The 17572-nt window shown below is 72.3% G+C and carries 11 protein-coding genes and 1 pseudogene; 7 read left to right on the top strand and 5 right to left on the bottom strand.

Annotated features, from left to right (window positions below; all coding sequences use genetic code 11):
- The first annotated feature begins 107 nt into the window (after nucleotides 1–107).
- The gene (locus tag OG385_RS18420; protein ID WP_266855736.1) at nucleotides 108–1532 is read left to right on the top strand and encodes an amino acid permease; all 1425 of its coding nucleotides are present in this window, start codon (nucleotides 108–110) and stop codon (nucleotides 1530–1532) included.
- Between the two features lie 113 nt (nucleotides 1533–1645).
- Nucleotides 1646–3190: a histidine ammonia-lyase gene (gene hutH / locus OG385_RS18415; protein ID WP_266855735.1), complete on the top strand. Its 1545-nt coding sequence runs from the start codon at nucleotides 1646–1648 to the stop codon at nucleotides 3188–3190.
- Between the two features lie 90 nt (nucleotides 3191–3280).
- Here the strand turns inward: hutH and OG385_RS18410 are convergent, their stop codons facing one another.
- A complete protein-coding gene (locus OG385_RS18410; RefSeq protein WP_266855734.1) occupies nucleotides 3281–4084 on the bottom strand; it encodes an IclR family transcriptional regulator in 804 nt (267 codons plus the stop codon).
- Between the two features lie 123 nt (nucleotides 4085–4207).
- On the opposite strand from OG385_RS18410, the gene hutI reads away from it, so the two are divergent.
- The 5 genes and pseudogenes from hutI (at nucleotide 4208) to OG385_RS18385 (ending at nucleotide 11409) form a co-directional block, all read left to right on the top strand.
- Nucleotides 4208–5395: an imidazolonepropionase gene (gene hutI, locus OG385_RS18405; RefSeq protein WP_266855733.1), complete on the top strand. Its 1188-nt coding sequence runs from the start codon at nucleotides 4208–4210 to the stop codon at nucleotides 5393–5395.
- A 50-nt stretch (nucleotides 5396–5445) separates the two neighbouring features.
- Entirely contained in the window at nucleotides 5446–8463 is a 3018-nt protein-coding gene (locus OG385_RS18400) for an aminotransferase class I/II-fold pyridoxal phosphate-dependent enzyme (RefSeq protein ID WP_266855732.1), read from the top strand.
- A 14-nt stretch (nucleotides 8464–8477) separates the two neighbouring features.
- Nucleotides 8478–9164 carry a HutD family protein gene (locus OG385_RS18395; protein ID WP_266855731.1) on the top strand — a complete coding sequence of 229 codons (687 nt, stop codon included), beginning with the start codon at nucleotides 8478–8480 and terminating at the stop codon, nucleotides 9162–9164.
- A 49-nt stretch (nucleotides 9165–9213) separates the two neighbouring features.
- A pseudogene (locus tag OG385_RS18390) lies at nucleotides 9214–9984 on the top strand (MurR/RpiR family transcriptional regulator); the annotation flags it as partial.
- A gap of 198 nt (nucleotides 9985–10182) precedes the next feature.
- Nucleotides 10183–11409 (top strand): PP2C family protein-serine/threonine phosphatase, encoded by a 1227-nt coding sequence (locus OG385_RS18385; RefSeq protein ID WP_266855730.1) that lies wholly within the window; start codon nucleotides 10183–10185, stop codon nucleotides 11407–11409.
- A gap of 79 nt (nucleotides 11410–11488) precedes the next feature.
- Here OG385_RS18385 and OG385_RS18380 read toward each other — a convergent pair whose 3' ends face one another.
- The 4 genes from OG385_RS18380 to OG385_RS18365 are packed head-to-tail and all read right to left on the bottom strand — an operon-like array spanning nucleotide 11489 to nucleotide 17572.
- Nucleotides 11489–12349 carry an SDR family oxidoreductase gene (locus OG385_RS18380; RefSeq protein WP_266855729.1) on the bottom strand — a complete coding sequence of 287 codons (861 nt, stop codon included), beginning with the start codon at nucleotides 12347–12349 and terminating at the stop codon, nucleotides 11489–11491.
- Nucleotides 12346–14490, bottom strand: a complete 2145-nt coding sequence (locus tag OG385_RS18375; RefSeq protein WP_266855728.1) for an acetate--CoA ligase family protein — start codon at nucleotides 14488–14490, stop codon at nucleotides 12346–12348. Before OG385_RS18375 ends, OG385_RS18380 begins: the two co-directional genes overlap by 4 nt.
- Nucleotides 14487–15725 (bottom strand): Glu/Leu/Phe/Val dehydrogenase dimerization domain-containing protein, encoded by a 1239-nt coding sequence (locus OG385_RS18370; protein ID WP_266855727.1) that lies wholly within the window; start codon nucleotides 15723–15725, stop codon nucleotides 14487–14489. The genes OG385_RS18375 and OG385_RS18370 overlap by 4 nt, the downstream gene beginning before the upstream one ends.
- On the bottom strand, nucleotides 15722–17572 hold the full coding sequence (locus tag OG385_RS18365; protein ID WP_266855726.1) for a thiamine pyrophosphate-binding protein: 1851 nt from the start codon (nucleotides 17570–17572) through the stop codon (nucleotides 15722–15724). The genes OG385_RS18370 and OG385_RS18365 overlap by 4 nt, the downstream gene beginning before the upstream one ends.

Genomic DNA, 17572 nt, shown 5'->3' with positions numbered 1-17572 from the left:
TGCTCCCCACGGTGCGCGGCGCTCAGGGCTCGGAGAGTCCCCACTCCGCCCTACCTCCCCCAAAGGCCCGCACCCCCCATCACCGCTGGTCCCAAGGGAGGACACAGTTGGCTTCCGAAAAAGCGACGCTGAGCCGAGGTCTCACTTCTCGGCACATACGCTTCATCGCACTCGGTTCGGCGATCGGTACCGGACTCTTCTACGGGTCCTCCGAATCCATCAAGGCAGCCGGGCCCGCCGTGCTCCTGGCGTATCTCATCGGCGGCGCCGCCGTCTTCCTCGTCCTGCGGTCGCTCGGCGAGATGGCCGTCAGCTCCCCGTGCGCCGGCTCCTTCGGCGAGTACGCCACGAAACATCTCGGCCCGCTGGCCGGCTTCACCACGGGCTGGACCTACGCCTTCGAGATGGTCATCGTCTGTATCGCGGACATCACCGCGGTCGGCGTCTACATGGGCTTCTGGTTCCCCGGTGTGCCGCGGTGGATCTGGGTGCTGGCCGCCGTCCTCGTCATCGGCGCGCTCAACCTCGTCAGCGTCAAGGTCTTCGGTGAGCTGGAGTTCTGGCTGTCCCTGGTGAAGATCATCGCCATCGTCGCGATGATCCTCGGGGGCATCGCCGTGATCGCCTTCGGTCTCGGCAGCGGGAGCGAACACGTCGGCATATCGAATCTCTGGGACAACGGCGGCTTCTTCGCCCACGGCGCCCACGGCTTCGTCGTCTCCTTCGCCGTGGTCATGTTCGCCTTCGGCGGCACGGAGATCATCGGTGTCACGGCAGGAGAGGCCGACTCCCCGGAGAAGACCATCCCGAGCGCGGTCAACTCGATCCCCGTGCGCATCATCCTGTTCTACGTCCTGACCCTCGCCGTCATCATGTCCGTCAACCCCTGGCAGCACGTCGGCACATCGGGCAGCCCGTTCGTCCAGATCTTCACCGGCGTCGGCCTCAAGTCGGCCGCCACCGTGCTGAACGCCGTCGTCCTCACCGCGGCCCTCTCGGCGATCAACAGCGACATCTTCGCCGCCGGGCGCATGATGTTCGGCCTGGCGGAGCGCGGGCAGGGGCCCGCGGTCATGCGCCGGCTCAGCCGCAACGGCGTGCCGTGGGTGACCACCCTCATCATGATCGGAGCGCTGCTCCTCGGCGTCCTGATGAACTACCTGATGCCGGGCAAGGTCTTCCTGATCATCTCCTCGATCGCCACCTTCGCCACGGTCTGGGTGTGGCTGATGATCCTGCTGACCCAGGTGAAGGCCCGGCGGGACATGCCCGGCGAGGAACAGTCCGCCCTGAAGTTCCCCGTCCCCTGGTGGCCGTACGGACAGATCGCCGCCATCGTCTTCATGGTCGGCGTCCTGGTGGTACTCGGCTTCTACGGGAGCACCCGCATCGCCCTGGTCGTCGGTGTCGTGTGGCTGGCGCTGCTCGCGGGCGTCCACCAGCTCTGGGTGGGTCCGCGCCTCGAAGCCCGCCGGCGCAGTGACGAGGCGGGAGCGCCCGAGCCGGAGACCGTTCCGGCGGGCCGCCGGTAACCGACAGGCGCGCGCCGGGACAGATGTGTCCGGGATCCCAGACTTCACACTGTCTGGGATCCCGGACATATCTGTCCCGCCACCTGTCGCGTCCGGCCTTGACATGCGGCTTCATGGAAGACATGAACATTGTTGTAGGTATCGGCCCTCTCTCCGCCGAAGATGTCGTCGCCGTCGCACGCCACGACGCACGCGTCGAGCTCTCCCCGGAAGCCCTCAAGGAGATCGCGCGCAGCCGCGAGGTGATCGAGAGCCTCGCCGACGACGTGGTCCCCCACTACGGCGTCTCCACCGGCTTCGGCGCGCTGGCCACCCGGCACATCCCCACCGAACTGCGCGCCCAGCTCCAGCGGAGCCTGGTGCGTTCGCACGCCGCCGGTTCCGGCCCCGAGGTGGAGCGCGAGGTGGTGCGCGCCCTCGTCCTGCTGCGGCTGTCGACGCTGGCCACCGGCCGTACGGGAGTGCGCACGGAGACCGCCGAGGCCTACGCGGCGCTGCTCAACGCCGGCCTGACCCCGATCGTGCACGAGTACGGCTCCCTCGGCTGCTCCGGCGACCTCGCGCCGCTGGCACACTGCGCGCTCGCCGTCATGGGCGAGGGCGAGGTGCGGGACGCGCAGGGCGTGCGCAAGCCGGCCGGCGAGGCGCTGGCCGAGGCGGGCCTCACCCCGGTCACCCTGCACGAGAAGGAGGGCCTCGCCCTCATCAACGGCACCGACGGCATGCTCGGCATGCTCGTGCTGGCCGCACACGACCTGCGGAAGCTGCTGCGCACCGCCGACATCGCCGCCGCGATGAGCGTCGAGGGCCAGCTCGGCACCGACGCCGTTTTCGCCGCCGACCTCCAGGCGCTGCGCCCGCACCCGGGCCAGGCCGACAGCGCGGCGAACCTGCGCGCGCTGATGGCCGGTTCCGGCATCGTCGCCAGCCACCGCGGCCCGGAGTGCACCCGCGTGCAGGACGCGTACTCCCTGCGCTGCTCCCCGCAGGTGCACGGCGCGGCCCGCGACACCCTCGCCCACGCCGAGACCGTCGCCTCCCGCGAGCTCGCCAGCGCCGTCGACAACCCGGTGGTGACCCACGACGGACGCGTGGAGTCCAACGGCAACTTCCACGGCGCACCGGTCGCCGCTGTCCTGGACTTCCTCGCCATCTCCGTCGCCGACCTGGCGTCGATCTCCGAGCGGCGCACCGACCGCTTCCTCGACGTGGCCCGCAACCACGGTCTGAACCCGTTCCTCGCCGACGACCCGGGCGTCGACTCCGGCCACATGATCGCGCAGTACACGCAGGCGGCGATCGTCTCCGAGCTCAAGCGGCTGGCCGCGCCCGCCTCGGTCGACTCCATCCCCTCCAGCGCCATGCAGGAGGACCACGTCTCGATGGGCTGGTCCGCCGCCCGCAAGCTGCGCCGCGCCATCGACGGGCTCACCCGCGTCCTCGCCGTCGAGATCTACACCGCTGCGCGCGCGCTCGACCTGCGGGCCCCGCTGACCCCGGCGCCCGGGACGGCCGCGGTGCTCGGCGCACTGCGCCAGACCGTCGAGGGCCCCGGCCCCGACCGCTGGCTCGCCCCCGAGATCGAGGCGTCCGTGCGCTATGTCGCCGACGGCGCCGCTGTGGCCGCCGCGGAGTCGGCTGTCGGCCGGCTCAGCTGACCGCGTCCGGCCGGTCCGTTCCGTACGGCAGCACCCGTACGGTCCGGACCGGCCGGCCCCCATACGAAGGGCCGGCGCGCCCGGTGGTGCTCAAACGCCGCGCGCCGGCCCTTCTTCCACGCCCGGTGGCGCCTCCAGCACGCCGCCCACCCGGCGGGTCAGCTCCCGGGCGGTACGGGAGACGTGGCCCGCGATCCGCTCCCGCTCCTCCGGGCCCACCGCGGCGCCGGGGAAGGTGACCGCGACGCCCGCGATGGGGTGAGCACTGTGGTCGAGCACGGCGGCGGCGACGGAGGAGAAGCCGCGGGTGACCTCCCCCTCCTCCGTCGCGTAACCACGACGCCGCACCCCGACCAGCAGGTTGTGGAGCGCCGACAGCGAGTTCGGCCCGGTCTCGTTACGGGAGACGAACGCCGACGCGTCGGGGAAGAGCGCCCGCACCTGCGCCCGGGACAGCCGCGCGAGCACGGCACGGCCGCTGGCGGTGAGGTGGGCCGGCAGGCGCACCCCCACATCGCTGACCAGCGGCGCCCGGCCCGGCGCGCGCTCCTCGATCACATACAGGACCTCGCGCCCGTGCAGCAGCGCGAGGTGCGCGTTGTGCCCGGTGCGGTCGACGAGCTGCGCGAGCGGCAGCCGGGCCAGCCGCTCGAAGGGGGCCTGCCTGCTGTAACCCGACGCGAGCTCGAAGGCGCTGACACCCAGCCCGTAACGGCGCTCCTCCGGCAGGTGGGCGACGAAGTCCTCGCGGGCGAGGGTGTCGAGCAGGTGGTACGTCGTCGACCGGGGCAGCCCGACATCGCGGCTGATGGCGGCGGCGGGCACCGGGCCCGCCTGACGTGCGAGATAGCGCAGGATCGCCAACACCTGGGCGGCGGCGGGCACAGTGGACATATCGCGAGCGTACGCGCGCCGAGTGCAGCCGCCGTGACCACAACCGCAACGTGTCTCGGATGCCAGACGGTAGGTACTCGGCCGCCGTGGCGGTACGGCCTCCGCCTGGGGCTACATGGAGACATGGCACATGCGACCACCACCCTCGTCACGAACATCGGCAGCCTCGTCACCAACGATCCCTCGCTCGGTGCAGGACCCCTGGGGCTGCTCCGCGACGCCGCCGTCCTGATCGAGGGCACGGACATCGCCTGGGTCGGGCCCGCCGGCACGGCGCCGGCGGCGGACCACCGCGTCGACGCAGAGGGGCGCGCCGTCATCCCCGGCTTCGTCGACTCGCACAACCACCTGATCTTCGCGGGCGACCGCACCGAGGAGTTCAACGCCCGTATGTCGGGCCGCTCCTACACCGCCGGTGGCATCCGCACCACCGTCGCCGCCACCCGCGAGGCGAGCGACGACGCGCTGAGCGCCAACCTCGCCCGCTACCTCACCGAGGCGCTCCGGCAGGGAACGACCACGCTGGAGACGAAGTCCGGTTACGGCCTCACCCCCGAGCAGGAGGCCCGCGCGCTGCGGGTGGCGAGGGAGCACACGGACGAGGTGACGTTCCTGGGTGCGCACATCGTCGCGCCCGAGTACGCCGACGACCCCGCCGGGTACGTCGATCTGGTCACCGGACCGATGCTGGACGCGTGCGCCCCGTACGCCCGCTGGATCGACGTGTTCTGCGAGAAGGGCGCCTTCGACGGCGACCAGGCCCGCGCGATCCTCACCGCCGGCCTGGCCAAGGGCCTCCTCCCCCGGGTCCATGCCAACCAGCTCTCCTACGGGCCCGGTGTCCAGCTCGCCGTCGAACTCGGAGCGGCCTCGGCCGACCACTGCACGCATCTCACCGACGCCGACGTCGACGCCCTCGCCCACGGCACCACCGTCGCCACACTGCTGCCCGGCTGCGAGTTCTCCACCCGCGCCACCTACCCCGACGCCCGACGGCTCCTCGACGCGGGCGCCACCGTCGCCCTGTCCACCGACTGCAACCCCGGCTCCTCCTTCACCAGCTCGATGCCCTTCTGTATCGCCATCGCCGTACGGGAGATGGGCATGACCCCCGACGAGGCCCTCTGGGCCGCCACCGCCGGCGGCGCCCGGGCCCTGCGCCGCGACGAAATCGGCCGCCTCGCACCCGGCGCCCGCGCCGACCTCGCCCTCCTCGACGCCCCCTCCCATGTCCACCTCGCCTACCGGCCCGGGGTACCCCTGGTCTCCGCCGTGTGGCAGGCGGGCCGGCGCCACCCGGACGCCTCGTGAGCGGCAGACCGCGGCGAGCCGCACGACCTCACCCGAAGGGAACCACTCAGATGGGCGACCAGGCCGCCGGCCCGGCAGCCGCGAACGCCGGTACGCACGCGGGGAATTCACCGGCGCCGGCCGTGAACGCCATTACGCGCTCAGGGGATTCACCGGCAGCCGACCAACCGGACACCGATCCGCCGACGGCCGCCGACCAGCCGGACACCGGCACCGGCACCGGCACCGGCACGGGTCCGCTGACGGCCACCGTCCACAACAGCGTCCGCCAGTTGCGTGCCGACGCCTGGAGCTCACTGGGCGAACTCACGCACCGGCCGCCCGGCGAACAGGACGCCGGGCGCCTGGAGGAGCTGTTCCAGCTGCTCACCCCGATCGAGAACTGCTGGGCCTTCCCCGGCAAGGCCGGCCTCGCCGAACTGCGCCGGCTGCACGAGACGGGCGACCACCGGAGGCTGTCACAGCGCGCGGAGGAACTGAACCGGGCGCTGAGCACCGGCTCCTACCACCACACCCCCTCCCCCCTGGCCCCGCACGACGGACCGGCGGAGGCCGACGGCACAGCGGGGTACGACCCGGGCGCGGCGGCATCGAAGCCGTACTTCGAGGTCCTGGTCGTCGGCGAACTCGACGACCAGGAGGAACAGGCGCTGCGCGACGAACTGCGCCGGCAGCGCCGTGACGAGGACGAGTTCGTCTACAGCCTCGTCATCTCCCCCAGCTTCGAGGACGCGGTCGTCACCGCGCTGGTCAACTCCAGCGTGCAGGCCGTCGTCATCCGCCACCGCTTCGCCGACCGGTCCGCGCACGACCTGCACGTACTGCGGCGCTTCTTCGAGGGCGACGCCGGGCAGCACATCCCGTGCGGCCGACAGCCCGAGCAGCGGGCGCAGTTGCTCGGCGACCGGTTGCTCGCGCTCCGGCCTGAACTGGACCTCTATCTGATGACGGAGGCCTCGGTCGAGCGGACAGCGGGTTCGCTCAGCCGCCGCTTCGCCCGGGTCTTCCACGCCCGCGAGGGCCTGCTCGAACTGCACCTGTCCATCCTGCACGGCATCGGCGAGCGGTACCGCGCGCCCTTCTTCACCGCGCTGCGGGCCCACAGCCGACGGCCCTCCGGTGTCTTCCACGCCCTGCCCATCTCGCGCGGCACCTCCGTGGTCACCTCGCACTGGATCCCGGAGATGGCCCGCTTCTACGGCCTCAACATCTTCCTCGCCGAGACCTCCGCCACCTCCGGCGGCCTGGACTCGCTCCTTGAGCCGACCGGACCGCTGCGTGAGGCCCAGGACCTGGCGGCCCGTGCGTTCGGCGCACGGCAGACGTACTTCGTCACCAACGGCACCTCCACCGCCAACAAGGTCGTCGTCCAGGCCCTGGTGCGGCCCGGCGACGTCGTGCTCGTGGACCGCAACTGCCACAAGTCCCACCACTACGGGCTGATGCTGGCCGGCGCCCATGTCGTCTACCTCGACGCGTACCCGCTCGACCAGTACGGAATGTACGGCGCCGTGCCGATCGAGGAGATCAAGCGGAAGCTGCTGATGCTGCGGCGCGAGGGCCTGCTGGACCGCGTCAAGCTGCTCCTCCTCACCAACTGCACCTTCGACGGAATCGTCTACAACCCCTCCCGGGTGATGGAGGAATGCCTGGCGCTCAAGCCGGACCTGGCGTTCCTCTGGGACGAGGCGTGGTTCGCCTTCGCCCGCTTCCACCCCGTCTACCGGCGCCGCACCGCGATGGCCGCGGCCCGCGAGCTGACCGACCGCTACCGGAGCGCGGACTACGCCCAGCGGTACGCCGCGCACCGCCGGGAGCTGGGCGCTGAACCGGACGAGGAGACCCTGCTCAGCAGCCGGCTGATGCCTGACCCGGACACCGTGCGGGTCCGGGTGTACGCCACCCAGTCCACGCACAAGACGCTCACCTCACTGCGCCAGGGGTCGATGATCCACGTCTTCGACCAGGAGTTCCGGCACAAGGTCGCGGAGACCTTCCGCGAGGCGTACATGACGCACACCTCGACCTCGCCCAACTACCAGATCCTCGCCTCCCTCGACCTCGGCCGCCGGCAGGCCGAGCTGGAGGGTTTCGAACTCGTACAGAAGCAGCTGGAGCAGGCGGGGGTGCTGCGGGACGCGATCGACCAGCATCCGCTGCTGAGTCGCTACCTGCACTTCCTCACCACACCCGAGCTGGTCCCCGCCCGGTTCCGTTCCTCCGGCGTGGAGCAGCCCCTGCGGACCGGGCTCGCCCGGATGTCCGCCGCCTGGCAGGACGACGAGTTCGTCCTCGACCCCACCCGGGCGACGCTGCACATCGGCCGCACCGGGATCGACGGCGACACCTTCAAGCACGAGCACCTCATGGACCGGTACGGCGTCCAGGTCAACAAGACCACCCGGAACACGCTGCTGTTCATGACCACCATCGGCACCACGCGCAGCGCGGTCGCCTATCTCATCGAGGTCCTCGTGAAGATCGTCGAGGAACTCCGGGAGAACATCGAGGAGATGAACCCGCGCGAGCGGGCCGTGCACCGCAGGCGGAGGGCGGCTCTCAACGACCCTTCGGCCGCGCTGCCGGACTTCAGCGAGTTCCACGCCGCTTTCCGTCCGGGTGTGCACACCCCGGAGGGCGACCTGCGGACCGCGTTCTTCCTCGCCTACGACGACACCCAGTGCGAGTACCTGCCGTCGCACGAGGTCGGCGAGGCCGTCGCCGGGGGCCGCGAGGTCGTCTCGGCCACCTTCGTCACCCCGTACCCGCCGGGCTTCCCCGTGCTGGTACCCGGACAGGTGATCAACAAGGAGGTGCTGCGGTACATGGAAGCCCTCGACACCCGCGAGATCCACGGATACCGGCCTGACACCGGTTACCGGGTCTTCACCGAAGCCGCGCTGAAGGAGCAGACCGCACTCTCCGGTCAATTGAGGGAGAACAGGGGCCGGTTGACAGCGCGCGGGACGGCCGGAGCAGCGGCAGCAGACACCGGCACAGGTCCGAGCACCGGCACCGGCACAGGTACCGGAACGGGTACCGGCACACGAGGAAGTGAACGAGCGTGACCGCAGAAGCGAGCATGACCAGGGAGTCCGCGGAGCCCGGAGTCTCCGGAGCGTCCACCGTGCCCGGAGGGTGGAGCGTGCTCCGGGCGCACGACCGGTCCGCGGCGCCCTGGAAGAACGGCGGTGGCATCACCCGCGAGGTGGCCGCCGGCCCTGCCGGGGCCGGACTGGACGACTTCTCCTGGCGGGTGAGTCTGGCCGAGGTCGGGCAGGGCGGACCGTTCTCCTCCTTCAGCGGTGTCGACCGGGTCATCACCCTCGTTGAGGGGCCGGGGATGGAGCTCACGGTCGACGGGGCCCCGCACACGATCGCCGCACCGCACCAGCCCTTCGCCTTTCCGGGCGACGCGATGACCACCTGCCGGCTGCTCGGCGGTCCCATCGGCGACCTCAACGTGATGACGCGGCGCACCAGGGCGACGGCTCATGTCCGCATGGCCCACGAGGACTTCTCCCCCGCGCCCCGCAGTGGAGAGCTGGTCCTGGTGATCGCCCTGCTGGGCACGGTGGCCTTCGAGGAGCCGGGTGTGGTCCTCGACCGGCTGGACGCGGCCGTGCTCTCCGGCCAGGACGTCGGCGCGGTGCCTGTTGAAGAGCCGGTGCGTGTCGAAAGGGAGGTGCCTGCCCAAGGGACGGTGCGTGTCGAAGGGACGGCGGCGGTCATCACCCTGACCCCGGTCCCCCGCTCACCCGGCCTGTGACCGGTGGAACACAGGGGCACGAGCCCATCCGACGGGGGACGGAACGGCCGTGCCGGCACTCCAGCGGGCTGACGCCCCGAGCCCCGTAGCCACCCGGCTACGGCAGTTACTGGAAGGCTGCCGGCTGACTCCCGCCCGGCGTCGCATCGCGCACAGTATGCTGCGCCGCCCGGACGACGTACCGTTCCTCTCCAGCATCGCGCTGGCCGAGCTGGCGGGCGTCAGTCAGCCGTCCGTCACCCGGTTCGCCGTAGCTCTGGGCTTCGACGGCTACCCGGCCCTGCGCCGCCACCTGCGGGAGATCGCCACCGCCGGGCCGGGGCCGGCCGCCGCCCCGGCGAACGCCTACCAGAAGCTGGTCCAGGCCGAGATCGACAACCTCCGCGACCTGTCCACGGCGCTCACCGACCCGGCGTCCGTCGTCCGCGCGGCCCACCTGCTCGCCGCCTCGCACCCGCTGCTGGTTCTGGGTCTGCGGGCCGCCGCCGCCCAGGCCGGCGACTTCGCCCATGCCGCCCGTACGGTGCACCCCGACATCCGGCTGCTCGACGAGGGCGGCACCACGCTGACCAACCGTGTCGACGACGCCGTACGGGTCGGCGCATCGGCCCTGCTGTGCTTCGCCATGCCCCGGCACCCGCACGAGGTCGTCGAGGCCCTCGCCTACGCGCGGGGGGCGGGCCTGACCATCGTCACCGTCACCGACAGCTCCTTCGCGCCGGTCGCCGCCCACACCGACATCCTCCTGCCCGTCGGAACGGCACGCCGCTTCGACACCGTCTGCGCCCCGGTGCTGCTCGGCCGCCTCCTCGTGCGGGCCGCCCGCCACGGAGGTACTGGCGCTGCGGGAACCGAGCCGCCGTAGACGTTCTCCGGAGTGACCGTGTCGATCACCCCGGAAACAGGACAGAACTGGACCTGGTGCCTTGACCGGCACCGGGCGGCTGCCCGGCGAGGGCACCCGCCCGGCACTATGGTGGAGGTCACGGGCGGTGTCAGGCGCTGAGGCAGGCTGGGCATGACGGATGCGGCGATCGACTACGCGGCGGTGCTCCAGGCACTGCCCAGCATGGTGGCACTGCTGACCCCCGAGCTGGTGTACGTGGACGCGAACGAGGAGTACCTCCGCGGCTCCGGACGCAGCCGCGAGCAGCTGATCGGCCGGTACCTGTTCGACGTGTTCCCCGACAACCCCCACGACCCCGGCGCCAGCGGTGCACGGAACCTGTATGCCTCGCTCCAGCGGGTCCTGAGCACGGGTGAGCGCGACACCATGGCCCTGCAACGCTACGACGTCCAGTCCACGGAGCGGCCCAGCGAGTGGGAGGAACGCTACTGGAGCCCGGTCAACGCCCCGATCCTCGGCCCCGACGGCCAGGTCGTCCTGCTGGTGCACCGGGTGGAGGAGGTCACCCAGCTCATCAAGGCCCGCGGCGGCGCCGACGGCAGCCGGACCCGGGCCCTGGAGGCCGAGCTCTACACCCGGGCCCGGGAACTGCAGGAGGTCAACGAACGTCTGCGCCGGGCCCACGCCCACGAGCGTGAGGTCGCCCTCGCCCTGCAGAAGGCCATGCTGCCCGCCCCTGCCGATGTGGGCCACCACCGGGCCGCCGTGCGCTACCAGCCGGCCGTCGGCTCCTTGAACGTGTGCGGCGACTGGTACGACCTGGTCGATCTGCCCGGCGACCGGATCGGTGTCTCCGTCGGCGACGTCGTGGGCCACGGTCTGCGCGCCGCCGGCGTCATGGGCCTGCTGCGAAGCGCGCTGAGCGCGGCGTCCCGGGTCGCCGGCGGGCCCGCTCAGGCCCTGGAAGTCCTCGGGCTGTACGCCCGCTCCGTCGAAGGCGCCGAGTCCACCACCGCCGTCGAGACCTGCATCGACTGGGATACCCACACCCTCACCTACAGCAGCGCCGGCCACCCGCCGCCCGCCCTGCTGCGCGCCCACGGCGGCGTCGAGTTCCTCGACCAGGCCACCGACCCCCCGTTGGGCGCGCGCCCCGACCACACCCCCCGGCCCGAGGCCAGCACCGGCTTCACGGAAGGCGACACCCTCGTCCTCTACACCGACGGACTCATCGAACGTCGCCACGAAGACATCGATACGGGCATCGCCCGCCTCGCCCATGCCCTCACCCGCCACCGGGGCGCCGACCCCGAAGCCCTCGCCGACGCGATCCTCCTCGACCTCCTCCCACCCGACGGCGCCATCGACGACACAGCCCTCGTCATCGTCCGGCTCTGAGCCCGCCCCGGCACCGAGCAGGCCCAACACGGCGATCCTCATGGGTTCAGCGATCCTCATGGGTTCAGTACGGGCAGACCTACACCTCCACCTGGACCGACGTGCGCCCGTACACCTGCTTGCCGAGCCACTGACCGCCGTCCAGCGTCAGACACTCGCCGGTCACGTACGCGGCCCTGTCGCCCAGCAGGAACAGCGCCGCGTCCGCGATCTCCGCCGGGTCGGCGAACCGGCCCGCCGGGACCGTCTCCAGCACCCCGGCGCGCGCCTCGTCCGTCGCCCACAACGCCGCGCCCGCCCCCTCCGTCTCGGTCGGCCCGGGGGCGACACAGTTGAGGCGGATACCCAGCGGTGCGAGCTCGACCGCCAGGGTGCGCGTCATGGCCAGCACGCCCGCCTTCGCCGCTGCCGAGTGGACGGTCCCCGGGTGCCCGTGCCAGGCGTAACTGGCGATCACCGAAAGCACCGAGCCGCCGGTGCCCTGCTCGCGGAGTCGGCGGGCGACGGCGCGTGTGCAGTAGTACGAGCCGTTGAGGACGATGTCGACCACCGCTCGCCAGCCGTTCGGGCTCATATCGATGCCGGGCACCACGAAGTTGCCGGCCGCGTTGTTGACCAGGCCGTCCACCGGGCCGAAGTGGTCGACGGCGGCGGCCACGAGGGCGTCGACGGCTTCCGGGTCGCGGACGTCCGTCGGTACGGCGAGGGCCCGGCCGCCCTTCGCCTCGGCGAGTGCGACGGTCTCGGCCAGCCGTTCGGGCGTGCGGCCCGCGACGACGACCTGCGCGCCCCGGTCGCTCAGGGCCAGCGCGACGGCCCGGCCGATGCCGCTGCCGCCACCGGTCACGATGTACGTACGACCGGAGAACTCGCCCGCTTCTAGGGACTGTTCGCGCCGCGCGGGCTGTTCACGGCGCTCGGGGCTCGTACCGGAATTCATGCCAGGACTCCATGTGCGTCGAGGGCGATCGCGCCGCCCGGGTGGACGAGCAGCGGATTGACTTCGAGCTCGGCGAGCTCGGGGTGTTCGACCGCGGCACGCGCGAGCGCGCAGAGCGCGCCGGCGGCCGCGTCGAGGTGGGCGGCGGGGGCGCCCCGCCAGCCGGTGAGCAGTGGTGCGTGGCGCAGCGCGAGCAGCAGTTCGCGGGCCCTCCCGGGGGTGAGGGGCGCCATGGCGAGAACGGTGTCGGCGAGCAGTTCGGCGGTGACCCCGCCGATGCCGACCATGGCAACGGGTCCGAAGGCCGGATCGCGGCGTACGCCCGCGATGAGCTCGACCGCGTACGGAGGACGGGCCATCGCCTCCACGGCATAGCGGTCGGCGCCGGTCGCCTCCCGCATCCGGGCGAACGCCCTCCGCAGCGCCGCTTCGTCGTCGATACCGAGGGCCACCCCGCCCGCCTCGGTCTTGTGCGCCAGGCCCATCGCCTTGAGCACGAGCGGATATCCGGTGCGGTGCGCCGCGTCGGCCGCCTCGTCCACCATGCTGACGAACTCCGCCGCCGGGAAGACCATCCCGTAGGAGCAGAGCAGCCCACGGACGGTCTGATAACCCCCGTCGGGAACCCGGTGCGGAGCGGTGCCGATCGGCAGGGGCGACGGGGGCTGCGGCAGTCCGGTCCGTCGCAGCCGGTCCGTGGCCGCGAGCGCGGTCGCCGCCTGCTCGATTCGCTCGTACACCGGGACGCCGTGCTGCCGCAGGACGGCGAGGGCCGGGGTGTCGCGGGCCATGGTGTGCACGACGAGCGTACGTCCGGACTCCCGTACCGCAGCGGCCAGTTCGCGGGCGACATCGCACTCGCGGGCCGCCTGGGCGGGGTTGGCGGTGGCGTAGTCGCCGAAGTAGCCGGTGAGGACGGTGGCGTCGGCTTCGCCCGCGAGGAGCAGAGACCGGGCGATACGGGCGTAGTTGCCGATGTCCGACTCACCGGCGCCCGCGAGGTCGACGGGATTTCCGCAGCCGCCGCCCGGGGGCAGATACGCGCCGACGGCCGCCTGTGTCGCGGCGGAGAGCGCGGGCACCTCAAGACCGCTCGCGCTCAACGCATCGGCAGCCAGGGCCCCTTGTCCCCCGCTGTCCCCGACAACGGCTATCCGGGCCGCCCCTCCTCCGGGGACCGGCCCCCCGGAGCCCGGCCGGGCCCCCGCCGCCAGCAGGCACAGTGCGACGTCGACCAGTTCCCCTGCCGTGTCGAGCAGGAGCGCACCCGAGTCCCGGCACACCGCCGCCACCACCGCGCGGGCGCTGACCAGGGCACCGGTGTGCGAGGCTGCGGCACGGCCGGACGCCTCACTGCGGCCGACGGTCAGCAACAGCACCGGTTTGCCCGCCGCGTGGGCTACGGCGAGGGTACGGGCGAGCCGGCGCCCGTCCCGGAAGTCCTCCACGTACGCGGCGATCACACGGGTCGCGTCGTGCGCGATCAGGGAGTCGAGCGCGTCCGCCGCATCGATGTCCCGCTGGTTTCCGAGCGACACGAAGCGGGAGAAGCCCTGTCCCGCGCGGGCCAGCAGCCGGCCGATCTCCAGGGCGAGATTGCCGCTCTGCGACACCAGACCGACCTGGCCGGACGGGAAGTCGCCCCAGCTCAGCCGGAGTTCGCTCGTCGTGTCGACCACACCCATGCAGTTGGGACCGAGGAGCCGGGCCCCGTGGGCGGTGACGAGCGAGGCGAGTCCGCGCTCGGCATCGGCCGCCGAGTCGGCCGGATCTACCGCATCCGCTGCACCGCCACCCGTACCGAATCCCGCTCCTCCGGAGGTGATCACGGTGAAGCAGCGGGCTCCGATGGACAGCCCCTCGGCCACCACCCCCCGCACCTGCGGGGGCGGCACCGCCACCACGATGTGCTCAGGGGCCACGGGCAGCGACGCGAGGCCGGGCAGGAACGGCACCCCGTCGAGGACGCCGCCGCGCCGGTTCACCAGCTGAACGGTGCGGCGGTGGCGCCCGGCGAGTGCGCCGGACGCGAGCCAGTAGCCCCACTTCTCCGGGTTGCCCGAGGCCCCGACGACGGCGACGGACTCCGGGTCGAACAGCACACGGAGAGCGTCGGTCGTCACCATGCGTTCTGTGGTCATCCGTACCACCCGAAGCGCTCGGCGATCACCGGCAGCCGGTCCGCGACGATCGCGTGGGCGGCCGCGCGCGGCGTCGTACCGTCGGCCTCCGACCGGGCCAGCATCTGGTCGATGAGGGACCGCATCGACCGGCGGATGTGGGCGAACGCCTCGTCCGCGTCGGCGCCGATGTCACCGAACAGCGTCCACCACCACCACGCGTTCGTGGCGGAGTTGACGACCACGTCGGGCAGTACGGCGATGCCGCGCTCCGCGAGCAGGAGCTCCGCACCGGGCAGCACCGGCATATTGGCGGCTTCGACGATCCAACGCGCCGTGATCTGCGCCTGGTTGGCGGTGTCGATGGCATAGGAGACGGCAGCCGGAACGAGCACCTCGGCGTCCACTGAGAGCCAGGCGTCGCTTCCCGGCAGCTCCGCATCACCGGGTCCGAGAGCGGTCCGGTCGACTGCCCCGTACGAGTCCCGCGCGAGCAGCAGCGCCTCCACGTCGAGCCCGTCGGGGTTGGCGATGGTGCCCTTGATGTCGGCCACGGCCACGATCCGCAGACCGGCAGCGGCGAGGAAACGCGCGGTGGCCCCGCCCATCGTGCCGAGCCCCTGTACGGAAACCCGCGTCCCCTCGTACGGGACGCCCGCGCGGTCCAGAACCGCGAGCACCGACTCGGCCACGCCGCAGCCGCCCGCCAGTTCGTCCAGGCCGATGCCCTCCACCTCGACCGCGAAGGCGTCCGCCAGCCGCTGCCGGGCCGTCGACTCGTCGTCGAGCAGCGGATAGACGGCCTGGATGGAGGAGACGAGGCCGGCCTCGGTGGCGGCCTTGTCCACGATGTCCTGGCTCAGCCCCAGATCCTCGCCGGTGGTCCAGAACCTCTCGATGTACGGCCGCACGGCCCGCAGGTACCGCACCAGGATGCCGTACGCCTCGGGGCTCCGGGGATCGCAGTCGATGCCGCCCTTGGCCCCGCCCAGCGGGATGTAACGGGCTGTCGGGTCATCGCTGTTGAAGTGCAGGGCCTCCTTCATGGTCATGCCCCGGGCCAGCCCCGCGACCTCGTCGAGGGTGCAGCCCTTGCGCATCCGCAGGCCACCGCTGGACACACCGCGCACCAGCCGGTCGACCACCAAGTGGCCTGTGCGGCCGGTGACATGGTCGGTCCAGGTCAGCGAGATCAGCGGGGCAGCGGGGGTGGAAGAGGTGAGGGAGGTGGTGGTACGGCTCGGCTGGGTGGTCATCGGGGGGTCTCCTCCGGAACGGTGATCAGGGTCGGGCCCGGCGCGGTCAGCGCCCGGGTCAGCGCGTCGGCCAGCTCCTCGGGCGAGTGGGCGCGCTCGCCGTAACCGCCGTAGGCGCGGGCGAGGGCGGGCAGGTCGACAGACGGAAGGTCGACGGCGGTGGGGGTGTCGCCACGGGCGGTCATCTCGTCGCGGATCTCGCCGTAACCGCCGTTGTCGAACACCACGACGGGCAGCGGAAGCCTCAGTTGTGCGGCGATGGCCAGCTCCTGGACGGAGAACTGCAGGCCGCCGTCGCCGCTGAGAGCGACGACCTGCCGGCCCGGGCAGGCGGTCTTCGCGCCGATCGCGGCCGGCAGGGCGTAGCCGAGCGTGCCGAACCCGGTGGGATGCAGATAGCGGCCCTCGGGACCGACCGGCAGATGCGGCAGCGCACCGTAGTAGCAGCATTGGGCGCTGTCGGAGGTGATGACGGCGTCGGGGGCGAGCACCCGGCGGACGGCCCGCAGATAGGGAACCCAGCGGGCATCCCGGACACGGGTCTCGTCATCGCGGGCGACGCGCAGGGCGGCGACGGTGCGGGCGGCGTCCCCCTCCGGCAACACGGACGGCGACACGGACGGCGACACGGACGGCGACACGGACGGCGACACGGACGGCAACCGCTCGGCAGCGGTCGCGGCGGCAGCAGTCGCGGCAGCGCCGGTCGCGGCGGCAGCGGTCGCGGCGGCAGCGGTCGCGCCGGCGGCTCCACCCCTGTCCGTACCGGTCGCGGCGGCTCCACCACTCGCCCGTAGCGCGTCGATCACGGCGCCCACCGTCGCGCGGGCGTCGCCCACCAGGGGATGGCCGGCGGCCGGCTCCGCGTACATCTGGGCCGGGTCGACGTCGATCCGGATCAGGGTGCCGTTCAGTTTCAGGGGAGCCGACCACAGGTCCGACTCGGCCAGCTCCGTGCCGACGGCGACGACGGCGTCGCGGTCCGCCAGCCACTTCTGGACGGCCGGGCTGTGCAGTGACACCCCCACCGACAGGGGATGCGTCTCGGCGACGATTCCCTTGCCGTTCGCGGTGGTTAGCACCGGGGCGCCCAGTTCCTCGGCGAGCGCCAGACACTCCTCGCCGGCGCCGCGCGCACCGCCGCCGAGCACGATCGCCGGGTGCCGCGCCGTGCGCAAGGCGTCCGCCGCCCGGTCCACCTCGGCGCACGGTGGAACCGCCGGCGCGGCGGGCGGGGCAAGCCGGATCCCGCTCACCGGTTCGGCGGCCTCCAGCAGGTCGAGCGGTATCTCGATGTGCGCGGGCCGCGGCCGGCCCGAGGTGAACAGCGCGAATGCCCGCGCCACGGCCGCACCGATCTCGTCGACCGACGACACCCGGTGGCTGAAGGCGGCGACACCGCGCATCGCGTCCGTCTGGCTGCGCATTTCGTGCAGCAGCCCGTTGGACAGCCGGGGATGCCGCAGCGGCATCCCGGGCGAGACGACGAGCAGCGGCACGCTGTCCGAGTACGCCTGCCCGACTGCGGCCGCGATGTTCAGCAACGCGGGCCCGGTGGTGGTGATCGCGACCCCGGGCCGGCCGCTCACCCGGGCGTACGCGTCCGCCGCGTAACCCGCTCCCTGTTCGTGACGGGGTGTCACGTTCCCGATGTCGTACCGCCGCAGATGCCGGTAGATCTCCAGATTGTGGGTGCCTGGGATGCCGAAGACCTCCCGTACGCCGTGCGCCACAAGGGATCTGACGATCGCCTCGCCTCCGGACATCGCCGGCTCGGGGCCGAAACGCTCAGGAGCGCCGGGGCGGTCCGCGTCGCCGGGGACGCGGGGTGCGCTGTGCTCGCCCAT

The sequence above is a fragment of the Streptomyces sp. NBC_01306 genome (assembly GCF_026340465.1).
GTDB lineage: Bacteria > Actinomycetota > Actinomycetes > Streptomycetales > Streptomycetaceae > Streptomyces.
Note: the sequence above shows the minus strand (reverse complement) of the source record. Positions and strands in the feature narration are given on the sequence as shown.

What these genes read in the sequence shown, in the direction of transcription:
- OG385_RS18370 (WP_266855727.1), bottom strand. Translation starts at nt 15,725, where the DNA reads ATGACCACCCAGCCGAGCCGTACCACCACCTCCCTCACCTCTTCCACC.
- OG385_RS18380 (WP_266855729.1), bottom strand. Translation starts at nt 12,349, where the DNA reads ATGAATTCCGGTACGAGCCCCGAGCGCCGTGAACAGCCCGCGCGGCGC.
- OG385_RS18375 (WP_266855728.1), bottom strand. Translation starts at nt 14,490, where the DNA reads ATGACCACAGAACGCATGGTGACGACCGACGCTCTCCGTGTGCTGTTC.
- OG385_RS18365 (WP_266855726.1), bottom strand. Translation starts at nt 17,572, where the DNA reads ATGGGCGAGCACAGCGCACCCCGCGTCCCCGGCGACGCGGACCGCCCC.
- OG385_RS18385 (WP_266855730.1), top strand. Translation starts at nt 10,183, where the DNA reads ATGACGGATGCGGCGATCGACTACGCGGCGGTGCTCCAGGCACTGCCC.
- OG385_RS18410 (WP_266855734.1), bottom strand. Translation starts at nt 4,084, where the DNA reads ATGTCCACTGTGCCCGCCGCCGCCCAGGTGTTGGCGATCCTGCGCTAT.
- hutI (WP_266855733.1), top strand. Translation starts at nt 4,208, where the DNA reads ATGGCACATGCGACCACCACCCTCGTCACGAACATCGGCAGCCTCGTC.
- hutH (WP_266855735.1), top strand. Translation starts at nt 1,646, where the DNA reads ATGGAAGACATGAACATTGTTGTAGGTATCGGCCCTCTCTCCGCCGAA.
- OG385_RS18400 (WP_266855732.1), top strand. Translation starts at nt 5,446, where the DNA reads ATGGGCGACCAGGCCGCCGGCCCGGCAGCCGCGAACGCCGGTACGCAC.
- OG385_RS18395 (WP_266855731.1), top strand. Translation starts at nt 8,478, where the DNA reads ATGACCAGGGAGTCCGCGGAGCCCGGAGTCTCCGGAGCGTCCACCGTG.